The 24,236-nt window shown below is 67.4% G+C and carries 19 protein-coding genes; 6 read left to right on the forward strand and 13 right to left on the reverse strand.

The window, feature by feature from the left end:
• Positions 1–2 precede the first annotated feature (2 nt).
• Positions 3–743, forward strand: a complete 741-nt coding sequence (gene rquA, locus ODR01_RS12150; RefSeq protein WP_316977928.1) for a rhodoquinone biosynthesis methyltransferase RquA — start codon at positions 3–5, stop codon at positions 741–743.
• Positions 744–916: 173 nt separating this feature from the next.
• Here the strand turns inward: rquA and ODR01_RS12155 are convergent, their stop codons facing one another.
• The 5 genes from ODR01_RS12155 to cysE are packed head-to-tail and all read right to left on the reverse strand — an operon-like array spanning position 917 to position 4,877.
• Positions 917–1,249, reverse strand: a complete 333-nt coding sequence (locus ODR01_RS12155; RefSeq protein WP_316977929.1) for a ferredoxin family 2Fe-2S iron-sulfur cluster binding protein — start codon at positions 1,247–1,249, stop codon at positions 917–919.
• Positions 1,249–2,445, reverse strand: a complete 1,197-nt coding sequence (locus tag ODR01_RS12160; RefSeq protein WP_316977930.1) for an IscS subfamily cysteine desulfurase — start codon at positions 2,443–2,445, stop codon at positions 1,249–1,251. Before ODR01_RS12160 ends, ODR01_RS12155 begins: the two co-directional genes overlap by 1 nt.
• Positions 2,442–3,572 carry a cysteine desulfurase family protein gene (locus tag ODR01_RS12165; RefSeq protein ID WP_316977931.1) on the reverse strand — a complete coding sequence of 377 codons (1,131 nt, stop codon included), beginning with the start codon at positions 3,570–3,572 and terminating at the stop codon, positions 2,442–2,444. The genes ODR01_RS12160 and ODR01_RS12165 overlap by 4 nt, the downstream gene beginning before the upstream one ends.
• 21 nt (positions 3,573–3,593) lie before the next feature.
• Positions 3,594–4,064 (reverse strand): Rrf2 family transcriptional regulator, encoded by a 471-nt coding sequence (locus ODR01_RS12170; RefSeq protein ID WP_316977932.1) that lies wholly within the window; start codon positions 4,062–4,064, stop codon positions 3,594–3,596.
• Between the two features lie 30 nt (positions 4,065–4,094).
• On the reverse strand, positions 4,095–4,877 hold the full coding sequence (cysE, locus tag ODR01_RS12175; RefSeq protein WP_316977933.1) for a serine O-acetyltransferase: 783 nt from the start codon (positions 4,875–4,877) through the stop codon (positions 4,095–4,097).
• Between the two features lie 228 nt (positions 4,878–5,105).
• Here cysE and ODR01_RS12180 point away from each other — a divergent pair, with 228 nt between their 5' ends.
• From ODR01_RS12180 to tyrS, 3 genes are all read left to right on the forward strand, one after another.
• Complete coding sequence (locus tag ODR01_RS12180; RefSeq protein ID WP_316977934.1) at positions 5,106–5,753, forward strand: alpha/beta hydrolase; 648 nt, start codon at positions 5,106–5,108, stop codon at positions 5,751–5,753.
• Positions 5,754–5,903: 150 nt separating this feature from the next.
• Positions 5,904–6,269, forward strand: a complete 366-nt coding sequence (locus ODR01_RS12185; protein WP_316977935.1) for a hypothetical protein — start codon at positions 5,904–5,906, stop codon at positions 6,267–6,269.
• Between the two features lie 102 nt (positions 6,270–6,371).
• Positions 6,372–7,622, forward strand: coding sequence for a tyrosine--tRNA ligase (gene tyrS / locus ODR01_RS12190; RefSeq protein WP_316977936.1), 1,251 nt, complete (start codon positions 6,372–6,374; stop codon positions 7,620–7,622).
• 4 nt (positions 7,623–7,626) lie between these two features.
• Here the strand turns inward: tyrS and ODR01_RS12195 are convergent, their stop codons facing one another.
• Entirely contained in the window at positions 7,627–10,911 is a 3,285-nt protein-coding gene (locus tag ODR01_RS12195; RefSeq protein ID WP_316977937.1) for a YhdP family protein, read from the reverse strand.
• Between the two features lie 83 nt (positions 10,912–10,994).
• Between ODR01_RS12195 and ODR01_RS12200 the strand changes: the two genes are divergently transcribed.
• Both ODR01_RS12200 and bcp read left to right on the forward strand, forming a co-directional pair.
• Positions 10,995–13,985, forward strand: a complete 2,991-nt coding sequence (locus ODR01_RS12200; RefSeq protein ID WP_316977938.1) for a bifunctional [glutamine synthetase] adenylyltransferase/[glutamine synthetase]-adenylyl-L-tyrosine phosphorylase — start codon at positions 10,995–10,997, stop codon at positions 13,983–13,985.
• Between the two features lie 271 nt (positions 13,986–14,256).
• Positions 14,257–14,721 (forward strand): thioredoxin-dependent thiol peroxidase, encoded by a 465-nt coding sequence (gene bcp / locus ODR01_RS12205; protein ID WP_316977939.1) that lies wholly within the window; start codon positions 14,257–14,259, stop codon positions 14,719–14,721.
• Positions 14,722–14,731: 10 nt separating this feature from the next.
• Here bcp and ODR01_RS12210 read toward each other — a convergent pair whose 3' ends face one another.
• From ODR01_RS12210 to ODR01_RS12240, 7 genes are all read right to left on the reverse strand, one after another.
• The gene (locus ODR01_RS12210; protein ID WP_316977940.1) at positions 14,732–16,027 is read right to left on the reverse strand and encodes a hypothetical protein; all 1,296 of its coding nucleotides are present in this window, start codon (positions 16,025–16,027) and stop codon (positions 14,732–14,734) included.
• 8 nt (positions 16,028–16,035) lie between these two features.
• Positions 16,036–16,770 (reverse strand): outer membrane lipoprotein-sorting protein, encoded by a 735-nt coding sequence (locus ODR01_RS12215; RefSeq protein ID WP_316977941.1) that lies wholly within the window; start codon positions 16,768–16,770, stop codon positions 16,036–16,038.
• Between the two features lie 26 nt (positions 16,771–16,796).
• Positions 16,797–18,086: an ABC transporter permease gene (locus ODR01_RS12220; protein WP_316977942.1), complete on the reverse strand. Its 1,290-nt coding sequence runs from the start codon at positions 18,084–18,086 to the stop codon at positions 16,797–16,799.
• Complete coding sequence (locus tag ODR01_RS12225; protein WP_316977943.1) at positions 18,073–18,783, reverse strand: ABC transporter ATP-binding protein; 711 nt, start codon at positions 18,781–18,783, stop codon at positions 18,073–18,075. The genes ODR01_RS12220 and ODR01_RS12225 overlap by 14 nt, the downstream gene beginning before the upstream one ends.
• A gap of 219 nt (positions 18,784–19,002) precedes the next feature.
• Positions 19,003–20,134 (reverse strand): peptide chain release factor 2 gene (prfB, locus tag ODR01_RS12230; RefSeq protein ID WP_316977944.1). Its coding sequence is split into 2 segments (ribosomal slippage): positions 19,003–20,064 and positions 20,066–20,134, totalling 1,131 coding nucleotides; the frame shifts between segments, so codons are not numbered across the junction.
• 81 nt (positions 20,135–20,215) lie between these two features.
• Positions 20,216–22,630 carry a penicillin-binding protein 1A gene (locus ODR01_RS12235; protein ID WP_316977945.1) on the reverse strand — a complete coding sequence of 805 codons (2,415 nt, stop codon included), beginning with the start codon at positions 22,628–22,630 and terminating at the stop codon, positions 20,216–20,218.
• Positions 22,631–22,783: 153 nt separating this feature from the next.
• Positions 22,784–24,079: an N-acetylmuramoyl-L-alanine amidase gene (locus ODR01_RS12240; RefSeq protein WP_316977946.1), complete on the reverse strand. Its 1,296-nt coding sequence runs from the start codon at positions 24,077–24,079 to the stop codon at positions 22,784–22,786.
• Positions 24,080–24,236: the final 157 nt, after the last annotated feature.

The following is a 24,236-nucleotide window of genomic DNA, read 5'->3' on the forward strand; positions in this document are numbered from 1 at the left end:
GCGTGAATTTCCCCGTTGCGGCCAAAGATATCCCGCGTTCCGACACCTTCGTCGATATTCCCAACCGATCCACCAGCCAGGGTGTTGCCGTGCCCGCTTATCTGAGTGAGGTGTACACCTGGGCCTATCTGGCCCCGACCAACGTCGAGCTGCTCGACCGGTCCATCGTCGTCGACGTTCTGCTGTTCGGCAACGCCCGGCGGCTCATGCGCGGCGCGCTCAAGGAAATCCAGCCCGGCCAGAAGGTGCTGATGGCCGCCCATGTCTACGGCGATTTCGTCAAGCGGCTGGCCGAGCGGGTGGGCCCGCACGGCAGCCTCGACGTCATCGACGTGGCGCCCATCCAGGTCGAACATTGCCGGCGCAAGATCGGCCACTTGGCGCACGTCAACGTGCGCCACGCCGACGCCGCGGCGCCGGGCGGCGGCCCCTATGACGTGGTGCTCTGCTTCTTCCTGCTGCACGAGGTGCCCGACGGCAAGAAACGCGCCATCGTCGACGCCCTGCTGAACAGCGTGGCGCCGGGCGGCAAGGCGGTGTTCGTCGACTACGGCAACCCCCACCGGCTGCATCCGCTGCGCTATCTTTTGCAGGTGGTCAACACCTGCCTGGAACCGTTCGCGCTGTCTCTGTGGCGCCACGCCATTTCGGTCTTCGCATCGGATGGCGACTCCTGGTCGTGGGACAAGCGGAAATACTTCGGCGGGATCTACCAGAAAGTCGTCGTCCGCCGCCGTACCTGACGGTGGCGGCTCCAACGGAAGCGCTTCGCGCCGGAAGCCAGCCCCCCCTCCCTACCCTCCCCCACAAAGGGGGGAGGGATGTTTCCGTACCACCTCGCTCTCTTCTCCCATCCCCCTTGATGGGGGAGAGTTGGGGAGGGGGTGTGCCGCGTGCTTCAATTGATCGTAAAAGACTAACCCAGCAGGGCGTTGCGCACTTCCGCCGGCAGCCTCACCACGAGACCGTCGAGGTCGCCGGTCAGGCGCACCTGGCAGCCCAGCCGAGAAGTTGCCGTCGCCCCCACCGCGAAATCCAGCATGTCCAACTCCTCCTCCGCCGCCGGCGGCAGGCGGGGCCACCACGCCCGATCGACGATGACGTGGCAGGTGGAACAGGCCATCGAGCCGTCGCAGGCGCCCTCGATGGCGATGCCGACGGCATGGGCGATTTCGAGGATCGACCGACCCTCGGCGGCCTTGACGGGCCGGCGGCTTCCATCCGGCAGCACGAAGGTCATGGTCGGCATCACGCGGGGCTCCGCCGTCTCAGCGCCTCGACCTCCTCGGCGACGCGGCCGGCCGCGTAGTCCACCTCCTCCTCGGTGGTGGTGCGCCCGACGCTGAAGCGGATGGCGGTACGGATCAGCGGCTCCTCGACCCCGATGGCCGTGAGCACGTGGGAGGGTTCGAGGGAGGCCGACGTGCAGGCCGAGCCGGTGGAAAGCGCGAGGTCGGGCAATCGCCCGATCGGGTTTTCGCCGCCGATGCCGGCGAAGCCGAGATTGAGGTTGCCGGGCAGGCGCGCCGTCAGGCTGCCGTTGACCGAGACGCCGTCCAGCCGCGCGCGCAGCCGGTCGAGGAAGCGATCGCGCAGACGGCCGAGCCTGCGGCTCTCGGCCTCCATGCCGGCGGCGGCGAGCGAGCAGGCGGCGCCGAAGCCGACGCACAGCGGCGCCGGCAGGGTGCCCGAGCGCATGCCGCGCTCCTGCCCGCCGCCCGACATCTGGGGCGCCAAGCGCACCCGCGGCCGGCGGCGCACGTAAAGGGCGCCGATGCCCATCGGCCCGTACATCTTGTGCGCAGTCAGGCTCATCAGATCGACGTTCATGGCGCCGACGTTAAGCGGAATTTCGCCCGCCGCCTGGGCGGCGTCGGTATGGAAGAAGACCTGGCGCTCGCGACAGATGCGCCCGATCTCGGCGAGCGGCTGGACGACCCCGATCTCGTTGTTGGCGGCCATGACCGAAACCGCCAGGGTACGCCCGGTAAGAGTCGCCGCCACTGCCGCCGGATCGATCAGGCCGTCGGCGGCCACCGGCAGGAAGGTGGCGGAAAAGCCCTCGCGTTCAAGCTGGCGCACGGTTTCCAGCACGCATTTGTGCTCGGTCGCCACGGTGACGATGTGGTCCCTGCCCTCGCCGTAAAAGCCGGCCAGGCCCTTCAGCGCCAGGTTGTTGGACTCGGTGGCCCCCGAAGTGAAGACGATCTCGCGCGCCTCGGCGCCGATCAGGTCGGCGACCTGGCGGCGGGCGGTTTCCACCGCCTCCTCGGCCTCCCGCCCGAAGGCGTGCCCTTCGGAATGAGGATTGCCGAATTTCTCGGTGAAGAAGGGCAGCATTTCGGCGACCACCCGGGGATCGGTCGGCGTCGTCGCCTGATAGTCCAGATAGACCGGGCGCCGCTGCGGGGCGACGCCGACGGCGGCGGTGGCGGGCTTGCTCATGACACGGCCGCCCCGCTGCGGCCCCGGATGCGGGCGCGCAGGGCCGTCCAGGCCGCCACGAAGGCGTCGACATCGGCGTCCCGGCTGGTCCAGCCGAAACTGACCCGGATGGCGGCATTCGCCAGCTCGCCGCCGCCCATGGCGGTAAGCACGCGGCTGGGCCCTACCTTGCCCGACGAACAGGCGGCCCCGGCGCTGACGGCGATCCCCGCCAGGTCGAGCGCCATCACCTGCGTCTCGCTCGGCATGCCGGGAGCGGCCAGGCAGCTGGTGTTGGCCAGCCGGGGCGCCCCTTCGCCGAAGATCCTGAGATCGGGCTCGACGCCTTTCAAGGCGGCTTCCAGGCGGTCGCGCCAAGCGGCCGGCACGCCGCCCGCCGCCAATTGGGCCATGGCCACCCGCGCGGCGGCACCAAATCCGGCGGCGCCGGGCAGGTTCTGGGTGCCGGCCCGCCGCCGGCCTTCCTGGCCGCCGCCCCTCAGCAGGGGCTCGATGGAAACCCCCTCTTCGACGAGAAGCGCGCCGATGCCCTGTGGGCCGCCGATCTTGTGGGCCGACAGCGTCATCATGTGAACGCCGAGCGATTTCATGTCGAGAGGCAGGCGGCCGGCCGCCTGGACGGCGTCGCAATGGACCAGGGCACCGTGCCGGCGGGCGATTTCGGCCACCCGCGCCACCGGCTGGATGACCCCGGTTTCGTTGTTGGCCAGCATCACCGAAACGACCGCCAGTTCCCCGATGCCCACCAGCATCGTCGCCAAGTGGTCGAGGTCCACCAGGCCGTCGACGTCGACCGGAACCACGGCGGCGGACGGCGCGGCGCCGATGACCGAATCGTGCTCGACGGCCGACACCACGACCGCCGGGCGGCTGCATCCCAAAAGCGCCAGGGTATTGGCCTCGGTACCGCAGCCGGTGAAGACGACGCCGGCGGCCGGCGCGCCGGCCAGCGCGGCGACCGCTTCGCGGGCCTCTTCCAACAGGCGGCGCGCCGCCCGTCCAAAGGCATGGACCGAGGACGGGTTGCCCACCGTCGAAAGCGCGGCCGCCACCGCCTCGGCCGCCTCGGGCCGGACGGGGGTGGTGGCGTTGTGATCGAGATAGACCGGGGGCTTCATGGGCTTCATGAGCGCCTGCCGGAACCGGGCCTAGCGGGCGGCGACGCTGCTCTGTTCCAATTCCTGGAAGATCAGGCCGCTGCTGCCCAGCACGCGCCGCTCGACGATGTCGGAAACGGTGACGGAACTGAGGTACAGGTAGATCTGGTTGCCCAGCTCCTCCCACAGGTCGTGGGTCATGCAGCGGCTTTTGTTGAGATGGCAGCCGGACGGCGAGCCGGGCGTACAGCGGGTCGCCTTGATCAGTTCGTCGACCGCCATGATGATGTCGGAAACCCGCGTTTCGCCGGCTTCGCGGGCCAGCAGATAGCCGCCCCCCGGGCCGCGCACGCTTTTCACCAGCCCGCCCTTGCGCAGCTTGCCGAAAAGCTGCTCGAGGTAGGATAGCGAGATTTCCTGGCGGTCGGCGATATCCGCCAGCGCCACCGGTTTACCCCCGCTATGGCTGGCCAGGTCGACCATCGCCATCACCGCGTATCGTCCTTTTGTGCTTAGTCTCACCGCGCTGTCCCCCTGGTTCGCCGTTCGTCCTCAAGCGACATCGCGGCTGCCGCCGCGCGCCACGACTTTCGATTCTTCGTCATCGTCATCCGACCCTTTCACGGCAGCCCCGGCACCTTCATAGGCGCTAAGGCGCTCTTCCAATTCCTCGATCTTTTCGGCCAGCCGGCCCATCTGGCCACGCATGGTGTCGATGTTGCGAAGGACCGGGTCGAACAGTTCGTCGACCGGCGTCCCGTAGGCCACGAATTCCTTGGCTTTGGCCTTCTGCTTGTCGCGCGGCATGATGACCCGGGCCGGAATGCCGGCGGCGGTCACGCCGCGCGGAATGTCGCGTGTCACCACGGCGTTGGCGCCGACCCTGGCACCTTCCCCGATGACGATCGGCCCCAGAACCTGGGCCCCCGAGCCAATGATGACGCCGTCTTCGAGCGTCGGATGGCGTTTCTGGTTGGCCTGGGAGCGGGAGTCGACGGCCGGCGAGGTGCCGCCCAGCGTCACGCCCTGATAGAGCGTCACGTCATCGCCGATCACCGAGGTTTCGCCGATGACCACGCCCGAGCCATGGTCGATGACCAGGCGATTGCCAATGAAAGCCCCGGGATGGATTTCGATATTGGTCAGGATCCTCCCGATATGGGAAACGAAGCGGCCAGCCAGCAGCCAATCGCGGCACCACAGCCCGTGGGCGAGGCGATAAATGAGCAGAGCCTGGAAGCCCGGATAGCACAACACCACCTCGGCCCGGGAGCGCGCCGCCGGATCGCGTTCCATGATGGCGTCGATGTCGCTGCGAAGCCTCTTGAAAAACATGGACTCTTCTATATCCTACGCGCGCTTTCCGGTGGTCCGACCGACGATGTTTCAATTTTGGGGACAGTGTTACTGGGTCAATCCCCCACAAAACCACCGGTTATATAGGAAATCCGACAAATTTAATCAAGATTTGTCGGCGGACAGTCTGGTGAATTGCGGGGATTCCCTGCCTTTCACCATCATGAATTTTTCGAAATCCGCTAGGGATAACGTTCGCGAAGGACGATGCCTGAAGTCACCCTGAATGGCCCCGATGGCCGGCTCGAAGGCCGTTACCATCACTCGAAAAGCACCAATGCGCCGATCGCGCTGTTGCTTCATCCCCACCCGCAGCACGGGGGGACCATGAACAACAGGCTGGTCTACGGCATGTACCAGGCGTTCGTGCGGCGTGGGTTTTCCGCCCTGCGGTTCAACTTCCGCGGGGTCGGCCGCTCGCAAGCCGAGTTCGACAACGGGCAGGGCGAACTCAGCGACGCCGCCGCCGCGCTCGACTGGATGCAGGGGCACAACCCCAACGCCGCCGGCTGCTGGATCGGCGGCTATTCGTTCGGCGCCTGGATCGGCATGCAGCTGATGATGCGCCGGCCCGAGATTTCCGGGTTCATCGCCATTTCGCCGCCGGCCAGCATACACGACTTCTCGTTCCTGGCACCCTGCCCGTCGTCAGGCATGATCGTCCATGGCAACGTCGACGACATCATTCCCGTCGCCTCGGTCGACAAACTGGCCCACAAGCTGTCGAACCAGAAGAACATCAAGATCGACTATCGCGTCATCGACGGGGCCGACCACTTCTTCGGCGGCCACCTCGACGAGCTCAACGGGCATATCGAAAGCTACCTCGACAAGGCGTTGACGGAAACCGCTTGATCGCGACCTCGTCTCCCACCAAATCCTTCGCGCCGACGCCGACGATTTCCGCGCCGGAGGCGACCGATTTTCATGTATTTCCCGATTCGGTTGCGCCATAATGCGTTGGCTTTCAACTTCATAAGCAAAAAAAAACGCGACCCCACGATCATGACCCCATTCACAATGCAGATGACGGCCGCCCTGGCCGTCGCGATGCTGGCCGCCGAATCGCCGGCTTACGCCGCCCTTCAGCCGTCTTCCGACGTGCGCCTGGAGATGGCCTCCGTTCCGATGCCGCCCGCCGAGCAGTTCTCGACGACGGGCAAGCCGGTCAACGCCCTGCTCAGACAGGCGGAACCTCGCTCTGCGCAAGACGCCGTCGAGGCGGAGCGGCGGAACCTGCTGCTGGCCCCGCCCGCCGACGAAGCGCTGCATCTGTACGTGGCCGGCGCCATCGGCTTCATCGTCATCGCCCTGCTCATGCTGGCGATGCTCAGCCGCAAACCCCGTCAGGGCCCGTCCGCCGGGGTATAGCCGAACCCGCCGCCGTTGTACGCCCCGGACGATTGTGCTAAATGCCGCCCGGCGATTTTCCACAGTTTCGATCTAGTTGAACAACGGACCAGGACCCGCCCCATGACCACGTTTCGCTCGGATTTCGTGCGCGCCGTCGTAGAGCGCGGCTACCTGCACCAGTGCACCGACCTCGAGGGCCTCGACGGCCTGGCGGCCGAGCAGCGGGTCACCGCCTATATCGGCTTCGACTGCACGGCCCCCAGCCTGCATGCCGGCAGCCTGGTCTCGATCATGCTGCTGCGCCGTCTTCAGCAGGCCGGCCACAAGCCGATCGTCCTGATGGGCGGCGGCACGACCCGGATCGGCGACCCGTCGTTCCGCGACGAGTCCCGTCCGCTCCTGGACGATGCGAAGATCGCCGAGAACATGGCCGGCATCCAGAAGGTGTTCGCCAAGTTCCTGACCTTCGGCGACGGGCCGACCGATGCCGTCATGGTGAACAACGCCGATTGGCTGGATACCCTCGAATACATCCCGTTCCTGCGCGATTACGGCCGCCACTTCTCGGTCAACCGCATGCTTTCCTTCGACAGCGTCAAGATCCGGCTCGATCGCGAGCAGCCGCTGACCTTCCTGGAATTCAATTACATGATCCTCCAGGGATACGATTTCCTGGAGCTCAACCGGCGCCACAAGTGCGCGTTGCAGATGGGCGGGTCGGATCAGTGGGGGAACATCGTCAACGGCGTCGAACTGGCCCGCCGGGTCGACGGCGCCACCCTTTACGGCCTGACGACGCCGCTCCTGCAAACCGCCTCGGGCGCCAAGATGGGCAAGTCGGCAGCCGGCGCCGTGTGGCTCAACGAGGACATGCTGCCCGCCTACGACTACTGGCAGTACTGGCGCAACACCGAGGATGCCGACGTCGGCAAGTTCCTGCGCCTGTTCACCGATCTGCCGGAGGCCGAGATCGCCCGCCTGGAAGCCCTGGCCGGCGCCGAGATCAACGAGGCCAAGAAGGTCCTGGCCACCGAGATCACCCGCCTCTGCCATGGCGAGGCGGCGGCGGCGGCGGCCAGCGAGACGGCCAAGCGCACGTTCGAGGAAGGGGCCATCGGGGACGGGTTGCCGACGCTCGACGTGCCGGCGGCGGAACTGGAGCAAGGGGTCGCCGCCTTCGACCTGTTCCGGCGGGCCGGCCTGGCCGCCAGCAACGGCGAGGCGCGACGCCTGATCAAGGGCGGCGGCGCGCGCATCAACGACGTGCCGGTCGCCAACGAGATGCAGCCGGTGACGCTGGCCGACCGCGCCGGCGGCGTCATCAAGCTCTCCGCCGGCAAGAAGAAACACACCATCGTGCGGGCCGTGTGAACGGTCAGCGCGGGGCGAAAAGCTTCGGCGCCGGCTCGGCGGGCGTGGCGGATGGCGGGGTGTCGGCCCCGTCGAAGATGCCGAACAGATTGCGCAGGAAGCCGGGCGCCAGCACACTCAGCGGGTTGACCGTCACCTTCGGCTTTTCCACGGGTCCGGTCATCTTGTAGGTGGCGGCGAACACGCCGCCGCCCTTTTCGCCCCCGGAAAACAGGCCGCCGATGAACGGGATGTTGCCCAGCGCCGAGTTGATGGCGTAGGCGGGAACCAGCGTGCCTTCGACATCCAGCACCTCGGCGTAGGTGAAGATCTTGCCCGACGCCGTGAAACCGAGGGCCGAGCCGTGCACCCGGCCGTCCTTCAGCGTGATCACCCCCTCGTGCTGGACGAACGGAATGTCGAGGTCGGAAAAGCTCAACCCCGGGCCCTGCAGCGCGTCGACGATGCCGGTCAACGCCATATAGCTGACCAGATGGGCCAGAACCGGCGCCTTGATGACCCTGAAATCGGTGGCCGTCAGCCGTCCGGTCAGCGGCGTCCCGCGGGCGGCATCGTCGAAAGTGCCGCGGATGTCCAGGTTGCCGCCGATCATGTTCTCGTAATAGCCGAAGGTCCGAAGCGTTTCGCCGGCATCGTTGCTGGCCACGATCAGGTTGCGGTTGCCGTCCTTGCCGGGTTCCACGCGCACGCTGAGCGTTCGGTCTCCGACCAGGACGCCGCCCAGCGTCACCGCCCGCCATTTGCCGTCCGCCCGCGCCATGGTGCCCCGCACCTGGCGGATGGCCTGCCCGGGGCCGACCCATACCTGGTCGAGGTCGACGGCCACGCTGAGGTTCGGCTTGCCTTTGGTTTCGGTGAGCGCGGAATCGTCCGAGAGAAGATCGTCCATGACCGGCTCGAGGTCGAAACTGGCCCCGTGCGCCGTGACCGTCCAGCCGCCGTCGGCGCCGGCCACCATGGCGCCCTTGAGGTCGGTCCGCCCGAAGGCCAGTTCGGCCAGATCCACCCGTTCGAGCCCACCGCTCGCCGCGCCGATGGCGACGGAACCCCGCACCTTCAGATCCTGGGCGGCGATGGTGAACGAGGGGATGCCGGTGATGCGTTCCCCTTGCAGGGCGAGGTCGACTTCCGCCGAACCGGCGCCGCCCACCGGTTTGGACCAGCCGGCCTCGGGCAAGGCGAGACTGGCCTGGGAAAGATCGAGCTTCGCCTTCATGCGCCCCTGGCCCGAAGCCAGGATTTCCCAGCGCACCTCGGCGCCGATCGGGCCTTTGATGAACTCGGGTGAGAACGGCGCGAAAGTCAGTCCGAACTCCTCCTCGCGCTGCTTGTCGCCGACCGTTCCCTTCAGCACGTAGATGGCGCGCACCGGCGCCTTGTCGTTGAAGTTGCGGCGCCATTCCAGTGTGCCCGGAATGGTGCCCAGGTTGGCCTTGCCGGAAACGACCATGCCCCGATTGTCGATCTTCAGGTTCAACTCGCCGTTGGAAATGCCGCGGCCAAGGATGGCGTTGGCGACGGAAAGCTTGCGCATCTTCGACGTCGCCGAGACCTTGACCTGATCGATGGTCACGGCCTTTTCCAGGATGAAGTAGAGCTTGAGGCGGGTATTGGCCTCGCCCGAGGACTGGTTGGGATCGATGTTGATCTTCGCGGCGAGCCCCAGCGGCTTGCGGTCGATCAGTTGGATGGCCCGTTTCACCGGCCCCTGGATGGCCAGGTCGAGATCCAGGTACTGGTCATACTCGTCGAGCCCGGTGAAGGTGAGGTGGCCCTCGTTGGTGGTCAGGCCGAAGACTTCGCCCTTGCTGATAGCGATGTCGAAGCGCTGCCGGTTGAAGGTCGCCGTTCCGTCCACCCGGACCGCCTTGGGCATCGGCGACAGATAGTCGACGGTCATGCCGGCCAAGCGCATGTCGCCGGTCAGGCTGGTGACGGCGACGTCGCCGCCGGCGCCGACGGTGGCCGCGACGCTGGCCCTGGCCTCGACGATGCGCCCGGCCGACAGGTTGGCCGTGACCCAGGTATGGGCATCGGTCCCCCACGCCGCCGGCCAATAGAGGTGGGCGTCATCGGCCGGAACTTCGTACAGCATCCCCTCGGCGCGGATGCGGGTCTCCCCGCCTTCGCGCCGGATGTCGCCGGTCAGCGTCGCCGTCGGACCGCCGAGATCGGCCTCCACCGACAGCACCTCCAGGTGGTCGCCGCCCTCGTCCAGGTTGGCCCGCGCGGTCAGCGAACGCAGCGGAGCTCGATGGCCGTTGGATGACGGCAGGAGAAGGCTTCCGTCCTCTCCCAGGTTCAGGGTCAGTTGCTCCACAGCCAGCACCTGGTCGGCGCCGCGATAGAGCCCATTGAGCGTGAGCCCGGTCACGTCAAGCGATTGGGCCAACGGCGCCGGCAGATCGATCCGCCCGGCCCCGCCCTTGATCTCGAAATCCACCGCCTCGACGCCGCCGTCCAGCTTCAGGCTGACCAGCAGCCTTCCGCTCAGCGGCACGGCGACCCCGCCGAGAGCGGCCAACCGGGGCGACAGGCGGGCGAAGGTGGCCGGGACGAGATCGGAAAACTTGACGCCGAAGTCGACCCGGTGCTCGCCGCGCCGATAGCCGCCCAGCAGGACCACCCGGGTCAGGCGCTCGTCGCCCTCGAGATCGAGCGAGGCCTCGCCTTCGATGCCGGCGGCGTCGCGGCGCAGCGAAACCTCGGCATGGGGGGCGCGCCATACGGTGTCGAGTTGGCGATCGACGATCAGGACGTCGGCGTCCCTGATGGCGACGCGCGACAGGTATCCCATCGGCCCGACCTCGTCGGGTTCCGCCGACAGGCGCTCCAGCAGCCGGCTGGAGAGCACGTCGGAAGCCTCCGCCCCCTGGCCGAAACCGACCTCCAGCGTCCCGTCCTCGCGCCGGGCCACCTGCAGGCTGGGCCGATAAAGCTCGATCGAACGGGGCGCGACGATGCCCTTGAGCAGTGCCTTGACGCTGAGCGAAAGCGAAAGCTCGGGCACCACCGCCACCGCCGTGCCGCCCGCCCCCACCGCCCGCACGTTGAGCACCCGCACGTCCAGCGTGCGTTCCCATCCCGCCCAGGTGAGGATGGTGGTGTCCAGCCGGACGGCGATCGAGCCGTCCTCGGTACTCAACGCCTTTTCGATATAGGGGGACAGGAAGCCGAGCGTGATCGGTCCCGACGACAAACGCCACGCGGCCAGCACCAGCACGATCGCCAGACCGGCCCCGAGGGCGCCAAGTACCTGCACAAGTCCCCGAACAGTCCGTCGAATCACTTAGGTTCGTTCCCGTCGCGCGACGCGTATCTTGACCCCGACTACCGCTTCGCGCAGTGTGCGATATAAAGGTTTCGTTGGATATGCCCGATTTCCAGTTTCTTTCCAATACTCTACCGCGTGGCGCCAGCCCGGATCGCGTCCGGTTGGGCATGGAGCAATGGGCCGACGCCATCGCCCAGGAGGGTGACCCTACACTGGCGGCCATTTCGGGCGAATTGATGGCGATCCCCGACGGCCGCCGGCTGTTCGAGGCGGTTTTCGGCAACAGCCCCTACCTGACGCTGTGCATGACCCGCGATCCGCGGTTCGCGCTCGACCTCGTGACCCGCGGCGGCGATGCCGTCCAGGCCGATATCATGGCCTCGCTCGCCGCCTTGCGCGCCGCTCCGGCCGACGGCGCCGACATCGGCCGCGGCTTGCGCACCGCCAAGCGGCGCATGGCGCTGACCGTGGCTTTGGCCGACATCGCCGGCGATTGGCCGCTGGAGCGCGTCACCGGGGCGCTTTCGTCCTTCGCGGATGCCGCCATCGGGGTCGCCGCGGCCAGCGCGCTCCGGGGCGCCGCCGCGGCCGGGCACATCGAGCTTGCCCACCCCGACGACCCCGAGCGGGAATCCGGCCTGGTCATCCTCGGCATGGGCAAACTGGGGGCGGGCGAGCTTAACTATTCCAGCGACGTCGACCTCATCATCCTGTTCGACCCCGAGAGGATGCGCACCCGCGAGCCCGACCGGCTGCTCCACGACGTCGTCCGCCTGACCCGCAACCTGGTGAAGCTGCTCGAGGAAAGGACCGCCGAGGGCAACGTGTTCCGCATCGACCTTCGGCTGCGCCCCGATCCGGGCTCGACGCCGGTGGCGCTTTCGGTGATGGCGGCCGAGATCTATTACGAAAGCCTCGGCCAGAACTGGGAGAGGGCGGCGATGATCAAGGCCCGCCCGGTGGCCGGCGACCTCGCGACCGGCCGCCAGTTCCTGGCCCGCCTGCAACCCTACGTCTGGCGCAAGTCGCTGGATTTCGCCGCCATCCAGGATATCCATTCGATCAAGCGCCAGATCAACGCCCATCGCGGCGGCGGCAAGATCGCGGTGGCCGGCCACAACGTCAAGCTGGGCCGGGGCGGCATCCGCGAGATCGAGTTCTTCGCCCAGACCCAACAGCTGATCTGGGGCGGACGGCAGCCCGAGTTGCGGCGCCGGGGCACGCTGGAGGCCCTGCAAGCCCTGACCGCGCTGGGCCACGTCGCCAAGGCCACCCTGCGCGACCTCGCGGAATCCTATGCCTTCCTCCGGCGCACCGAACACCGTCTGCAGATGATCGACGACGAGCAGACCCATTCGCTTCCCGACGACGCCCAAGGCCTGGAAGAGATGGCCGCCTTCATGGGATTCGACGATGTGGCGGCGTTCAGCGCCGAGGTCGAGCGCCACCTGCGCCAAGTGGAAACCCATTACGCCCGCCTGTTCGAGGATTCCCCCCAGCTGGCGGCGACGGGCACGGTGGCCGGCAACCTGGTGTTCACCGGCAGCGAGGCCGACCCCGAAACCATCCGCACGCTCGCCGGCCTCGGCTTCAAGTCGCCCGACACCGTGGATGCTGCCGTGCGCGGCTGGCACCACGGTCGCTACCGGGCCATGCGCAGCGCCCGGGCCCGCGAACTTCTGACCGAACTGATGCCGGTGCTGCTGTCGGCGCTGGCCAAGACCGCCGACCCCGACGCCACGCTGCGCAATTTCGATTCCTTCCTGTCGGCGCTGCCGGCAGGCGTGCAGCTGTTCTCGATGTTTCACGCCAACCCGCAACTTCTGGAGTTGGTGGCCGAGATCATGGGCGGGGCGCCGCGCCTGGCCCAGCACCTGAGCCGCAAGCCGACCATCCTGGACAGCGTGCTCACGGGCGACTTCTTCAGCGCGCCGCCGCCGCCCGAGGCCCTTAAGACCGAACTCGAACGCCTCGTGGGGCCGGCGGAAGCCCTGGAGGAGGCGCTCGATATCACGCGGCGCTGGGCCCACGACCGCCAGTTTCAGGTCGGCGTCCAGCTGCTTCGCCGGTTCCTGCCGCCGCGCGCCGCCGCCATCGCCTTCAGCAACATCGCCGACGCCGCTCTCAAGGCGCTTCACCCCGTCGTCGAGGCCGAGTTCGTGCGCAACCACGGACGCTTCGCCGGCGCCGGCATGACCTGCATCGCGCTGGGCAAGCTGGGCGGCCGCGAGATGACGCCGACCTCGGACCTCGACCTCATCTTCGTCTACGACACGCCGGCCGGGCTTGAGGCCTCCGACGGGCCGCGGCCGCTGCCACCCAGCCAGTACTTCGCCCGCCTGAGTCAGCGGCTGATCAACGCCGTCACCGCCCAGACCGCCGAGGGGCGCCTGTTCGAGGTCGACATGCGGTTGCGCCCGTCGGGCGCCAAGGGCCCCATCGCCTCCAGCCTCAAGGCCTTCATCCAGTACCACGAGGAAGCCGCCTGGACGTGGGAGCACATGGCGCTGACCCGGGCCCGCGTCGTCTTCGGCCCCGAGGACCTGTGGCGGCGGGTCGAGGCGGTGATCCGCCAGACCCTGACCCGGCAGCGCAATCCCGGCGTGCTGCTGCGCGACGTCGCCGACATGCGGGCCCGCCTGGACGCCGAGCATCACAGCAACTTCGTGTGGGAGGTCAAGTACATGCGCGGCGGCCAGGTCGACATCGACTTCATCGCCCAGTATCTGCAACTGCGCCACGCCCACGCCCACCCCGGAATCCTCTCGACCAACACGCGGACCGCCTTGCGCGCCCTGCGCGACAACGGGCTGCTGGCGGCCCCGGTCGCCGATGGCCTGATTGCGGCGCTGGACCTGTGGCAGGGCGTCCAGAGCGTGCTCCGCCTGACCATCGAGGGCTTTTTCGGCGCCGAGCGCGAGGCCGAGGTGACCGAAGGCCTGGAAAAGACCCTGGCCGCGGTGGGCGGCGCCGCCGACGTGACGGCGTTGAAGGAAAAGATCCAGGCCACCGCCGCCGCCGTCCACGGGCACTTCCGCGACCTCGTCGAAAACCCGGCCCGCGACCTGCCGGCCAAGGACGACGAATGACGGCCGGTCGGCCCACCATCGATCCCTTCGGCGTCATTCCCGCGAATGCGGGAATCCAGACGGAGCCGGGCCCTGGACTCCCGCTTTCGCGGGAGTGACGGGAAGGGGGGGCCGCCTTTACCCCCTCGTCATTCCCGCGAATGCGGGAATCCAGGGCAACCGTTCCGTCGCGCGAACTGGCCCCGCTTGCGCGAGGTGACGGATGCAAACGTATTGTCTGCCAGTAAATCCGGCCTACATTCGATAGCGACGACACGCGAAAGGAAAAGCCATGCCCCTCGATATCGGCGATACCGCCCCCGACTTCGCCCTGCCCGCCGACGGCGGCGGCACGGTGGCGCTCAAGGACCTGCGCGGGCGGAAGGTCGTGCTCTACTTCTACCCCAAGGACGACACCTCGGGCTGCACGGCGGAAGCCTGCGCCTTTCGCGACTCCTCCCCCCAAATCGCCGCCGCCGGCGCCGTGGTCATCGGCGTCTCCAAGGATGGGGTGGCCAGCCACGACAGGTTCAAGTCGAAGTACGGCCTGCCGTTCGCCCTTCTGTCCGACGGCGACGGCACGGTGTGCGAAGCCTACGGCGTATGGGTCGAGAAAAGCATGTACGGCCGCAAGTACATGGGCATCGAGCGCGCCACCTTCCTGATCGACGAGCAGGGCGTGATCCGCCAGGTCTGGCGCAAGGTCAAGGTGCCGGGGCACGTCGACGCGGTGCTGCAGGCCGCCGCAGCGGCCTAGTTGAACCCGATCAGAAGTGGTACTGGGCGCGGACTTCGGCCTTCCAGGCGTTCTGCTTCTCGCCGAACTCCTCGTCGCGGCCACCGTTGAGGTAGCCTAAGCGGAAGCGCAGGGCCAGATTGTCGATGCCGGTGTACTCGACCTCGGGGGTGAAAGAAAAGCTGCCGTCATCGGCGTTGACGATGGCGGTCGCGGCCGGCGTCCAGTGAAGCAGGTCGAACGGCTCCTTCTGGCTGACCCGAAGATACAGATAATCCCTCCCCGGCGTCGGACGGCCGTAGCCGGCGTCGCGGGTGGCGATGGCACGGGACAACAGGGATGCCGATCCGGTCTCCACCGCCTCGTGGGCGAGGTCGTAGAAGGCGGTGAGCTCGCCCTCGGTGAAGCCGGTGCCCTGGTGGTAGACCTCGGCGATGACGGTAAGGTCGCGCTCGGTGAGGTAGCGCAGGCCGAGAAGCCAATTCCGGGCGTCCTCGGTGACCTTGCGGTTCGGCCCGCCGTTGGGGTCGACGACGGTCCGCGCGCTGTCGGTGATATAGGCCCACTCGCCGTGAATCTCGAAGTTGGAGGTGATGTTGCGCGAGAAATCGACCCCGTAGCGGTCGGTCCTGCTGGCCCCGGTCAGGACCATGAAATCGACGTCGGTGTCCCAGGCCAGCAGGTAGAGCTTGGCCGCGTAGTTGAACCCTTCCCGGGAGCCGAAATCCTCGTTGACCGCCGTCTCGACGGGCACCACGACGGGGGTGAAGGCCACCGTGCGCACGGGACCCTGGAAACTGGCGATCAAATCGCCGGTCAGCATGGCGAAGCCTTCGCGCGACTCGGTCGGGTCGTCCGGATCCTTGGCGCGCTCGACGAAGCCCACCGGGTTCCAGGCATAGCCCTTGCCCCACTTGAGGGCCTTCTTGCCGATCTCCGCCGTGACGCCGGGACCGGGTTGTAGCGCGAGCAGGCCCTCGAACAGGGTGGCGTCGTGGGTATCCTCGCCGATGTCGTCCCAGGTGCCGGTCACCTCGCCCGACGCCCGCAGGGTGGCGATGCCGGACCTGAGCGTGCCGTCCAGGTGAAGCGTGCCTTCGAGCTGGTCGTTGCCGCCGGTGTCGAGGTCGGGATAGCGGTTGAGCCCGAACAGCGCGCCGTCGCGGTTGAAGTCGAAGTGCCGCCATTCGGTCTCGACGTAACCGCCGATCTCGAACGGCTTCTTCTCGAAGCTCTCGACGTCGAAAGTCGTGTCCGTCGCCGGGTCCGCCGCCTGCGCGGCGAACGTCCAGGCGGTCAGGGCGGCGATGACGCCGGGAGCGCGCATGCCCCCTCCTAACGCAGTTCTTGGGCGCGGGGCAGGAAGTTCAGCGTGAACACCTCGTCTTCGAACAGGCGCGGCGCGATCTTGCCGAAGATCATCAGCGACTTGTAGCCCTTGTGAAGGGGGCTGTCGGTCTCGACCACCGAGGGCCGCACGATGCCGTTGCCGAAATCCTTCACGTCCTTGAAGCGCAGCGTCTTGATGAGCATGCCGCTGGCGGCCAGCGCCTCGATGGTCACCGGCAGCAGGGTTTCCCTGTCCACCGTCATCACCAGGCGGTCATAGGCGACCGCGTCGGTGCGGGCCTTGAGGCGAAGGGTCAGGAGCTTGTCCTTCTCCTCCACCGCCTCGACGGTGTATTCGGCCGCATAGTCCAGCGCCAGGATATCGGCGTTGTTGAAGATGCCGCCCGTCACCGATTGCATGCTGGTGATGCGCAGCGGCTTGCCGACCTCGGGGATGAACAGCCACATGTTGTCGCCGAGCCGGAGCGTCGAGCGGCCCTTGTCGCTGGCCGGCGCCAGGAACAGGCCGACCAGCTTGTCGATCCCCTTCTTGGCGGTGAACAACACGAACTCCTTGCTCGTCCCGTCGGGCTCGATGTTGATCAGCTTGCGCAGGGATTCGAAGGATTCCGGGTTGAGGTTGCGGTCGATCCTGGCCAGCAGGTCCTGAGGCTCCATCGCGGCGGCCGGAGCGGCGAGGCCGGCCGCGACGAGAAGAACGATGGCGAGACGGGCGAACATGGCGCGTTTCCTTCCGGTGGGCGGCATCAGACGTGGCGAAGCGCGGCGTTGGGGTCCATGCGGGCGGCCTTCCAGGCGGGTTGCAGGCTGGCCAGGACGGCCACCGCGATGACCACCGCGGCAGTCCAGGCGACGGCGCCGGCGCCGATGGCCGGGGCCAGCACCAGATTTTCCTGCTGGCCGAACTTGAAGGATACCTTCACCACATTGAGCACGGCGACGACGATCAGGCTGACGATGGTGCCGGCCGCCGCTCCGGCCACGCCCAGCAGCAGCCCCTCGCTCAGGAAAAGGCCGAGGATGGTGTTCGGCTGCGTGCCGATGGCGGCGATGGTGCCGATTTCGCGGATGCGCTCGTAGACGGCCATCATCATGACGTTCATGACGCTAATCAGCACGATCGAGACCAGCATGACCTGGATGAACAGCGTCATCAGGTCGATCATCCTGGCGATGTTGTAGAAGGGCGTCAGTTGCTCCCAGCTGTGGACCTCGAAGACGGGCTTGCCCTGCGGGTTCTTGATAACGTCGAGACCGGCGGCCAGGGTTTTGGCAACGGCGGCCGCAGCCGAGGCATCCCCGACGCGCACCGCGATCTCGCTGACTTCGGCGTCGGTCATGCGCAAGAGCGTGCGCGCGTCCTCGATGCGCACGTAGCCGTCGCGGCCGCCCGGGCCGGTGACGCTGCCGAGAATGCCCTGGACCTGGAAGGTCATGCCGTTGACCGATCCGTCGCGGTTGGTCGCCACCAGCACCACCTCGTCGCCGACCTTCACCTTCATGCCGCGGGCCAACAGTTCCGGGACCAGGATGCCCCGAGGACCGACAAGGCCATCGGCCGGCTTTCCCTCGAGCAGACGCCCGGGAAGCAGCGGCGTAACCGCCACCTCGCGGGCCGGATCGACGGCGACGATGCGGATGTTGGTGGTTTCCGCGAAATTGCTGAACATCGCCCCGAACTTGAGCCTGGGCGAGACGGCCTCGACGCCTTCGATGGCGGACAGCGAACCGTTCAGCCGCTCGACCATTTTCGCCGACATGTTGAGGTTCAGCGGCAGGTTGTCGATGGAGGCTACGTAGCCTTTGCGATGCACCTGGAAGTGGCCCAGCATGGCGTCGGTGATCTGGCCGACCATCATCGCGCGGAACGATCCGGCCAGCGCCACGAACAGCAGAACGGCAAGGACGCCGATGGCGATGAGGCCTGTGGTCAGCAGCGTGCGGCGGCGATAGCGCAGCAGGTTGCGCGCCGCGATGCGAAGGACGCACCCGACGCATCCGGACGGCGCGGCGGCCGGCGTTTCAAGCGCGGACATGGGTGTCTTCCTTGTTGGACGCGCCGGTCACGATGACACCGTCGTGCAGCGTGAAAACCTGTTCCGCCTCGCCGACCACCCGCGGATCGTGGGTCGAGAAGACGAAGGTGGTGTGGAACTGGTCGCGCATGGACTTCATCAAATCGATGACCAGGGTCGCCGTCGCGCTGTCGAGGTTGGCGGTCGGCTCGTCGGCCAGCACCAGGCGCGGCCTGGAGACCAGGGCGCGGGCAACGGCGACGCGCTGCTTCTGGCCGCCGGAAAGCTGGTCGGGCCGCTTCGCCGCGTGGTCGGCCATGCCGACCGCGTCCAGCAGTTCGCCCACCCGCTTCCGACGCTCGGCCGCCGGCCATCGCTGGACCAGCAGCAGCGGGTATTCGACGTTCTCGAACACGGTCAGCACCGGGATCAGGTTGAAGTCCTGGAACACGAAGCCGATGGTCTGGCCGCGAAACACCGCACTGGCCCGCCTGTCGAGCCCGGCGACGTCGGTGCCGGCAACCATGAGCGTGCCCCCGCTCGGCCGGTCAAGGCAGCCCACCATGTTGAGCAGCGTGGTCTTGCCGCTGCCCGACGGACCGACGAACGAGGTGAAGGCCTTGGTCGGGATGCCGAAACTCACGTCCTTGATCGCCTCCACGGCAACGGCCCCGTTGCGATAGGTTTTGGTGACGTTCGCGGCCTCGATCAGGTTCATCGCAGATAGCCCTCCCTCATGGCGCCGCCAAGGTCCGCCCGGCGCCGCCCCGATCCGATGAACGATAGCACCCCTTGCCCGTGAGCCATCGGATTTACGTGTGCCCGAGGGTAGCCACGCGACGTTGCCGGAGGATTTCAGTTTTGCCCGAAAGTGTAACGAAGTATTTCCGCGCCAGCGCCAAGGATGGGTCGTCGGTGACGGCCGATGGGGCCGGGATCAATCGAGGTCCTTGATCTCGGCGCCGGCGCCGCCCTTGACGCGGGCGGCCAGCGAGGCCTGCATGAAGGCGTCGAGGTCGCCGTCGAGCACCGCCTGGGTGTTCGACGTCTCGGTGCCGGTGCGCAGGTCCTTGACCATCTGGTAGGGTTGCAGCACGTAGGAGCGGATCTGGTGGCCCCAGCCGATGTCGGTCTTGGCCTCGTGCAGCGCGTGGGCCTCGGCCTCGCGCCTCTGCAATTCGGCCTCGTACAGGCGGGCCCGCAGCATGCTCCAGGCCGACGCCCGGTTCTTGTGCTGGGACCGGTCGCTCTGGCACTGCACGACGATGCCGCTGGGGATGTGGGTGATGCGCACCGCGCTGTCGGTCTTGTTGATGTGCTGGCCGCCGGCCCCGGAGGCGCGATAGGTGTCGATCCGCACGTCCTTTTCCTCGACCTGGATGTCGATCTTGTCGTCGACCACCGGATAGACCCACACCGAGGCGAAGCTGGTGTGGCGCCGGGCGTTGGAATCGTAAGGCGAAATGCGCACCAGGCGATGGACGCCGGCCTCGGTCTTCATCCAGCCGTAGGCATTCTCGCCCTTGATGCGCACGGTGGCCGACTTCAGCCCGGCCTCCTCGCCGGGGCTTTCCTCGATCCACTCCACCTTGTAGTGGCGGTGTTCGGCCCAGCGCACGTACATGCGCAGCAGCATCTGCGCCCAGTCCTGGGCCTCGGTGCCGCCGGCCCCGGCGTGGACTTCGAGGAAGCAGTCGTTGGCGTCGGCCTCGCCCGACAGCAGGGTCTGGAACTCGGCCTCCCCCGCGTTCCTGTGCAGGGCGAGCAACGTCGCCTCGGCCTCGGCGATGACGCCGTCGTCCCCTTCCGCCTCGGCCATTTCGATCAGTTCCACCGAATCGGCCAACTCGCGCTCCAGCTTGTCGATGGTGCCGATGCCGCCTTCCAGGCGGGTCCGTTCGCGCATGATCGCCTGCGCGTTGTCGGGGTTGGTCCAGAGGGCGGGATCTTCGGCCAGCGAATTCAGTTCGGACAGGCGGCGGATGGCGGAAGCGTAGTCAAAGATGCCTCCTCAGCAGTTCCAGCGACTGCTTGATTTCCTGGACCATGGTTTCGGTTTCAGCGCGCATCGCCCTTCCTTCCTGACCGGCGTTCGTGGGGCGGTTTTAATCCGGAACGCCGGACGGGACAAGTCGCCGGAAGGCAGAGGGTCAGTAAAGGCCGCCGGTGCCTTCCGCCGGGCCGTCGTCGCCGCCGCCGACACCGTCGACCACGTCGCTGCGCCCGGTGGGCTGGGAATCCGGCTTGAAGGCCTCGAGGATGACGTTGCGGTCGCCCGGCTGCGCCAACTGCCCACTCGACGCGTCGACGCGGACCAGCCGGATGCCCGGCGGAATGCGGAACGGCACGGTCGGCTGGCCCTTGAGAGCCTCGGCCATGAAGTCGCGGAAGATCGGGGCGGCGACGGTAGCCCCTTGTTCGCGCTCGCCCAGTGTCTTGGGCTGATCGAAGCCGACGTAGACGCCGACCGCCAGGTCGGGCGAGAAGCCCAGGAACCAGGCGTCGTTGGAATCGTTGGTAGTGCCGGTCTTGCCGGCCAGCGGACGGCCGACCTCGCGGATGATGCGCCCGGTCCCACGTTCGACCACGCCCTGGAGCATCGACACCATCTGATAGGCGGTGGCTTCCGAGGTGACGGCCGGGCGATTGTCGGGCACCTCGGGCGTCGGCTGCTGGGTCCAGAAGGTGGCACGGCAGCCCGGACAGTTGCGGTCGTCGTGTCGGTACACCGTCTGGCCGTTGCGGTCCTGGATGCGGTCGATCAGGGTCGGGATGACGCGCTTGCCGCCGTTGACGATCATGGCGTAGGCGGCGGTCATGCGCAGAAGCGTGGTTTCGCCGGCCCCCAGCGCCATCGAGATCTGGGGCTGCAGGTTGTCGACGACGCCAAAGCGCTCGGCGTATTCCTTGACCCGCTCCATGCCGATGGTCTGGGCCAGGCGGACCGTCATCAGGTTGCGCGACTTCTCGATGCCCAAACGCATGGTGCTGGGGCCATAGAATTCCTGCGAATAGTTGGCCGGCCGCCATTTCGGCAGGCCGGGGCCCTGGTCGACGACGAAGGGGGCGTCGAGAATGAGGGTGGACGGCGTGTAGCCGGAATCCAGCGCCGCCAGGTAGACGAACGGCTTGAAGGCCGAACCCGGCTGGCGCAACGCCTGGGTCGCCCGGTTATACTGGCTTTCGCCGTAGGCATAGCCGCCGCTCATCGCCAGCACGCGGCCGGTGTGCGGGTCCAGCGCCACGAGACCGCCTTCGACCTCGGGGATCTGGCGCAGGGCGTAGGTGGCGGCCGGATAGGCCTTGCCCTCGCTGTTGGCGAGAACGGGCTCGGCGGCGATGACGTCGCCGACGGCCAGCACGTCGGCCGGATGGCGCACAGACGGGCCGACGCGTTGGTCTTCCTTCCACGGGCGGGCCCACTTCATCTCGGCCAATGGAATGCGGCCGGGCGAGCCGTCGGCCAGCCCCAGATTGGCGCCGGTCTCGTCGACGCCCAGGATCACGGCCCGCTCCCAGCGGCCGAGGCCGGGTTGCGGCGGCAGGGCGGCCAGGGCGGCCTGCCAGTCGGCGCCCGCCGGCAGGCGGGTCAGGGGGCCGCGCCAGCCATGGCGGCGGTCATAGGTTTCCAGCCCCTCGCGCAGCACGGTGTCGGCCAGTTGCTGAAGGCGGGGATCGAGCGTCGTACGGACCGCCAGGCCGCCTTTATAGAGGCCATCCTCGCCATAGACCTTGGCCAGTTCGCGGCGCACTTCCTCGGCGAAGAATTCGGCGGAGACCACCTCGGTGTCTGCGCGCGGACGCACGACGAGCGGCTCCGCGGTGGCATGCGTGGCCTCGTCCTGGGTGATGGCGCCGTCTTCCAGCATGCGGCTGATCACCCAGTCGCGCCGCGCGCGGGCCGCCGCCGGATGGCGGGTCGGATGATAGTTGTTGGGCGCCTTGGGGGTTGCCGCCAGATAGGCGGCCTCGGCGATCGACAGTTGGTCGAGCGACTTGTTGAAGTAGTTCAAGGCGGCGGCGGCGACGCCGTAGGAGCCGTAACCCAGGTAGATCTCGTTGAGGTAAAGCTCGAGGATGCGCTGCTTGGAGAAGGCGCGCTCGATACGGAAGGCCAGGATTGCCTCCTTGACCTTGCGCTCCCAGCTGACCTCGTTGCTCAGGAGGAAGTTCTTGGCGACCTGCTGGGTGATGGTCGAAGCGCCGACCGGGCGGCGATCGGAGCCTATGTTCCTGAAGTTGGTCACGGCGGCACGCACCACGCCCATGACGTCGACGCCGGGATGGCCGTAGAAGTTCTTGTCCTCGGCCGACAGGAAGGCGTTGATGATCCGCTTGGGCATGGCCCTGATCGGCACGAAGACGCGCCGTTCGATGGCGTATTCGGCAAGCAACCGGCCGTCGCCGGCATAGACGCGGGTCATCACCGGCGGTTCGTAGTCGGCCAGTTGGCGATAGTCGGGCAGGCCGCGGCCGAATTCGTGAAAGATGAACAGCACGCCGCCGGCCCCGGCGAGGCCGAGGATGACGAGGAGGCCGACGATCGAAATGATGGCGCGTTTCATGAATCCGAATCTGTCGCTCGCGAAGTCGGCGTGACCCGGCGCCAGAGGCGCCCCCGGTGACCGGATATCCGAGCCACGCTGCCTTTCCCTAAACCGGAATTATGGCCGACTTATGGCCGGGGACGCCGGAAGTGCCAGCGGCGCGAAGGCCCTTCACAACCGCGCGGCCTCCTCGACCCTGAGGAAGAACCTGTCGACCGCCCGCACCATCGCCGCGCCCAGCTTCGCCCGATAGGCTTTCGCGAGCAGGGCCCGCTCGTCCTCGCGGTTGGAAAGGAACCCCATTTCCAGCAGGACCGAGGGAACGTCCGGCCCCTTGAGGACCCGGAAGCCGGCGAAACGGTGGGTGTTGCGCAGAAGCTCGGTCTGCTGCCCGAGTTCGCCGACCAGGAAGGCGGCGAAGCGGGCCGATTCGTTCATCGTCTCGCGCTGGGCGAGATCGATCAGGATGTTGCTGACCTCCGGCGTTTCCTTGCTGAGGTCGACGCCGGCGATGAGATCGGCCTTGTTTTCGCTATCGGCCAGCTCGGCCGCCTCGCGGTCGGAGGCCTTTTCCGACAGCGTATAGACCGACAGGCCCCGGATGGCCGGCGTCTGGATGGAATCGGCGTGCAGCGAGATGAAAAGATCGGCCCCCGCCTCGCGCGCGAAGGTGACCCGGTCGCGCAACGGGATCAGGGTGTCGCGTTCGCGCGCCAGCAGGACCCGGTAGCGGCCGGTCTTTTCCAGCATCTGGCGGAACTCGCGGGCGGCCGACAGGGTAATGTGCTTTTCGTAGGTGCCGCTGGGGCTGATGGCGCCGGGATCGGCGCCGCCGTGGCCGGGATCGAGCACGATCAGCGGCTTCGGCCGGGCCTTTTCCGGCCGGCGCGGGGATGGCGCGAAGGGAACGGCGGCGGCCACCTTCGCGGACGGCGCCGCAACCGTCACGGCCATGGGCAACGGATCGGCTTCGGCCACCGCGGCCTCCGGCAGGACTTCCCGCCGGCCGGCGCGGACCGTCTTCATAAATCCTTCGGGGGTGCCGGCGCGCAGGTCGATGACCAGGCGGAATGGCGCTTCGGCGCCGCCGGTGAGATAGCGCGCGGCGGCGATGTCGGCGGGGGCGGCAAGTTCGACCACCACCCGCGTGGTGCCCGGCTTGAACAGGCCATAGCGGATCTTGCCGAACAGGCCGGCGGCCGAGGGCAGCGGCTGGGCCGGCAGCCGCCAGCCGACCTCGGGCAGGTCGACGACAAGGCGATAGGGATCGGGAAGCGTGAACAGTTCGGCCTTGGCCCCGCGGTCGAAATCAAGCACGACGCGCGTCATCGCGCCATGCTGGCCGACCCTGACATCGGTGACGGTGGGACGCGAATCGGCAGACGTGGCCACCGGCACGCCGCCCGCCAGCAGGCAGAACGGCAGCACAAGCAAGGCCAGCCAAGGTCCAATGCCAAAACGCCACATCTTGCGAATGCCGATTACGTCGCCCCCATATCTACCGGGTATCGGTCATTGCCCTCATCGTTTACGGTTTTACCCCGCGAAGATGAACCAATTCTTAATATTGCTCCCCAAAATCGTTAATAAGATGATTGTCGAACCCCCCTGGTGCCGTTATGTT

Origin of the sequence: Shumkonia mesophila (assembly GCF_026163695.1) — a bacterium.
In the GTDB taxonomy this organism is placed as follows: domain Bacteria; phylum Pseudomonadota; class Alphaproteobacteria; order Rhodospirillales; family Shumkoniaceae; genus Shumkonia; species Shumkonia mesophila.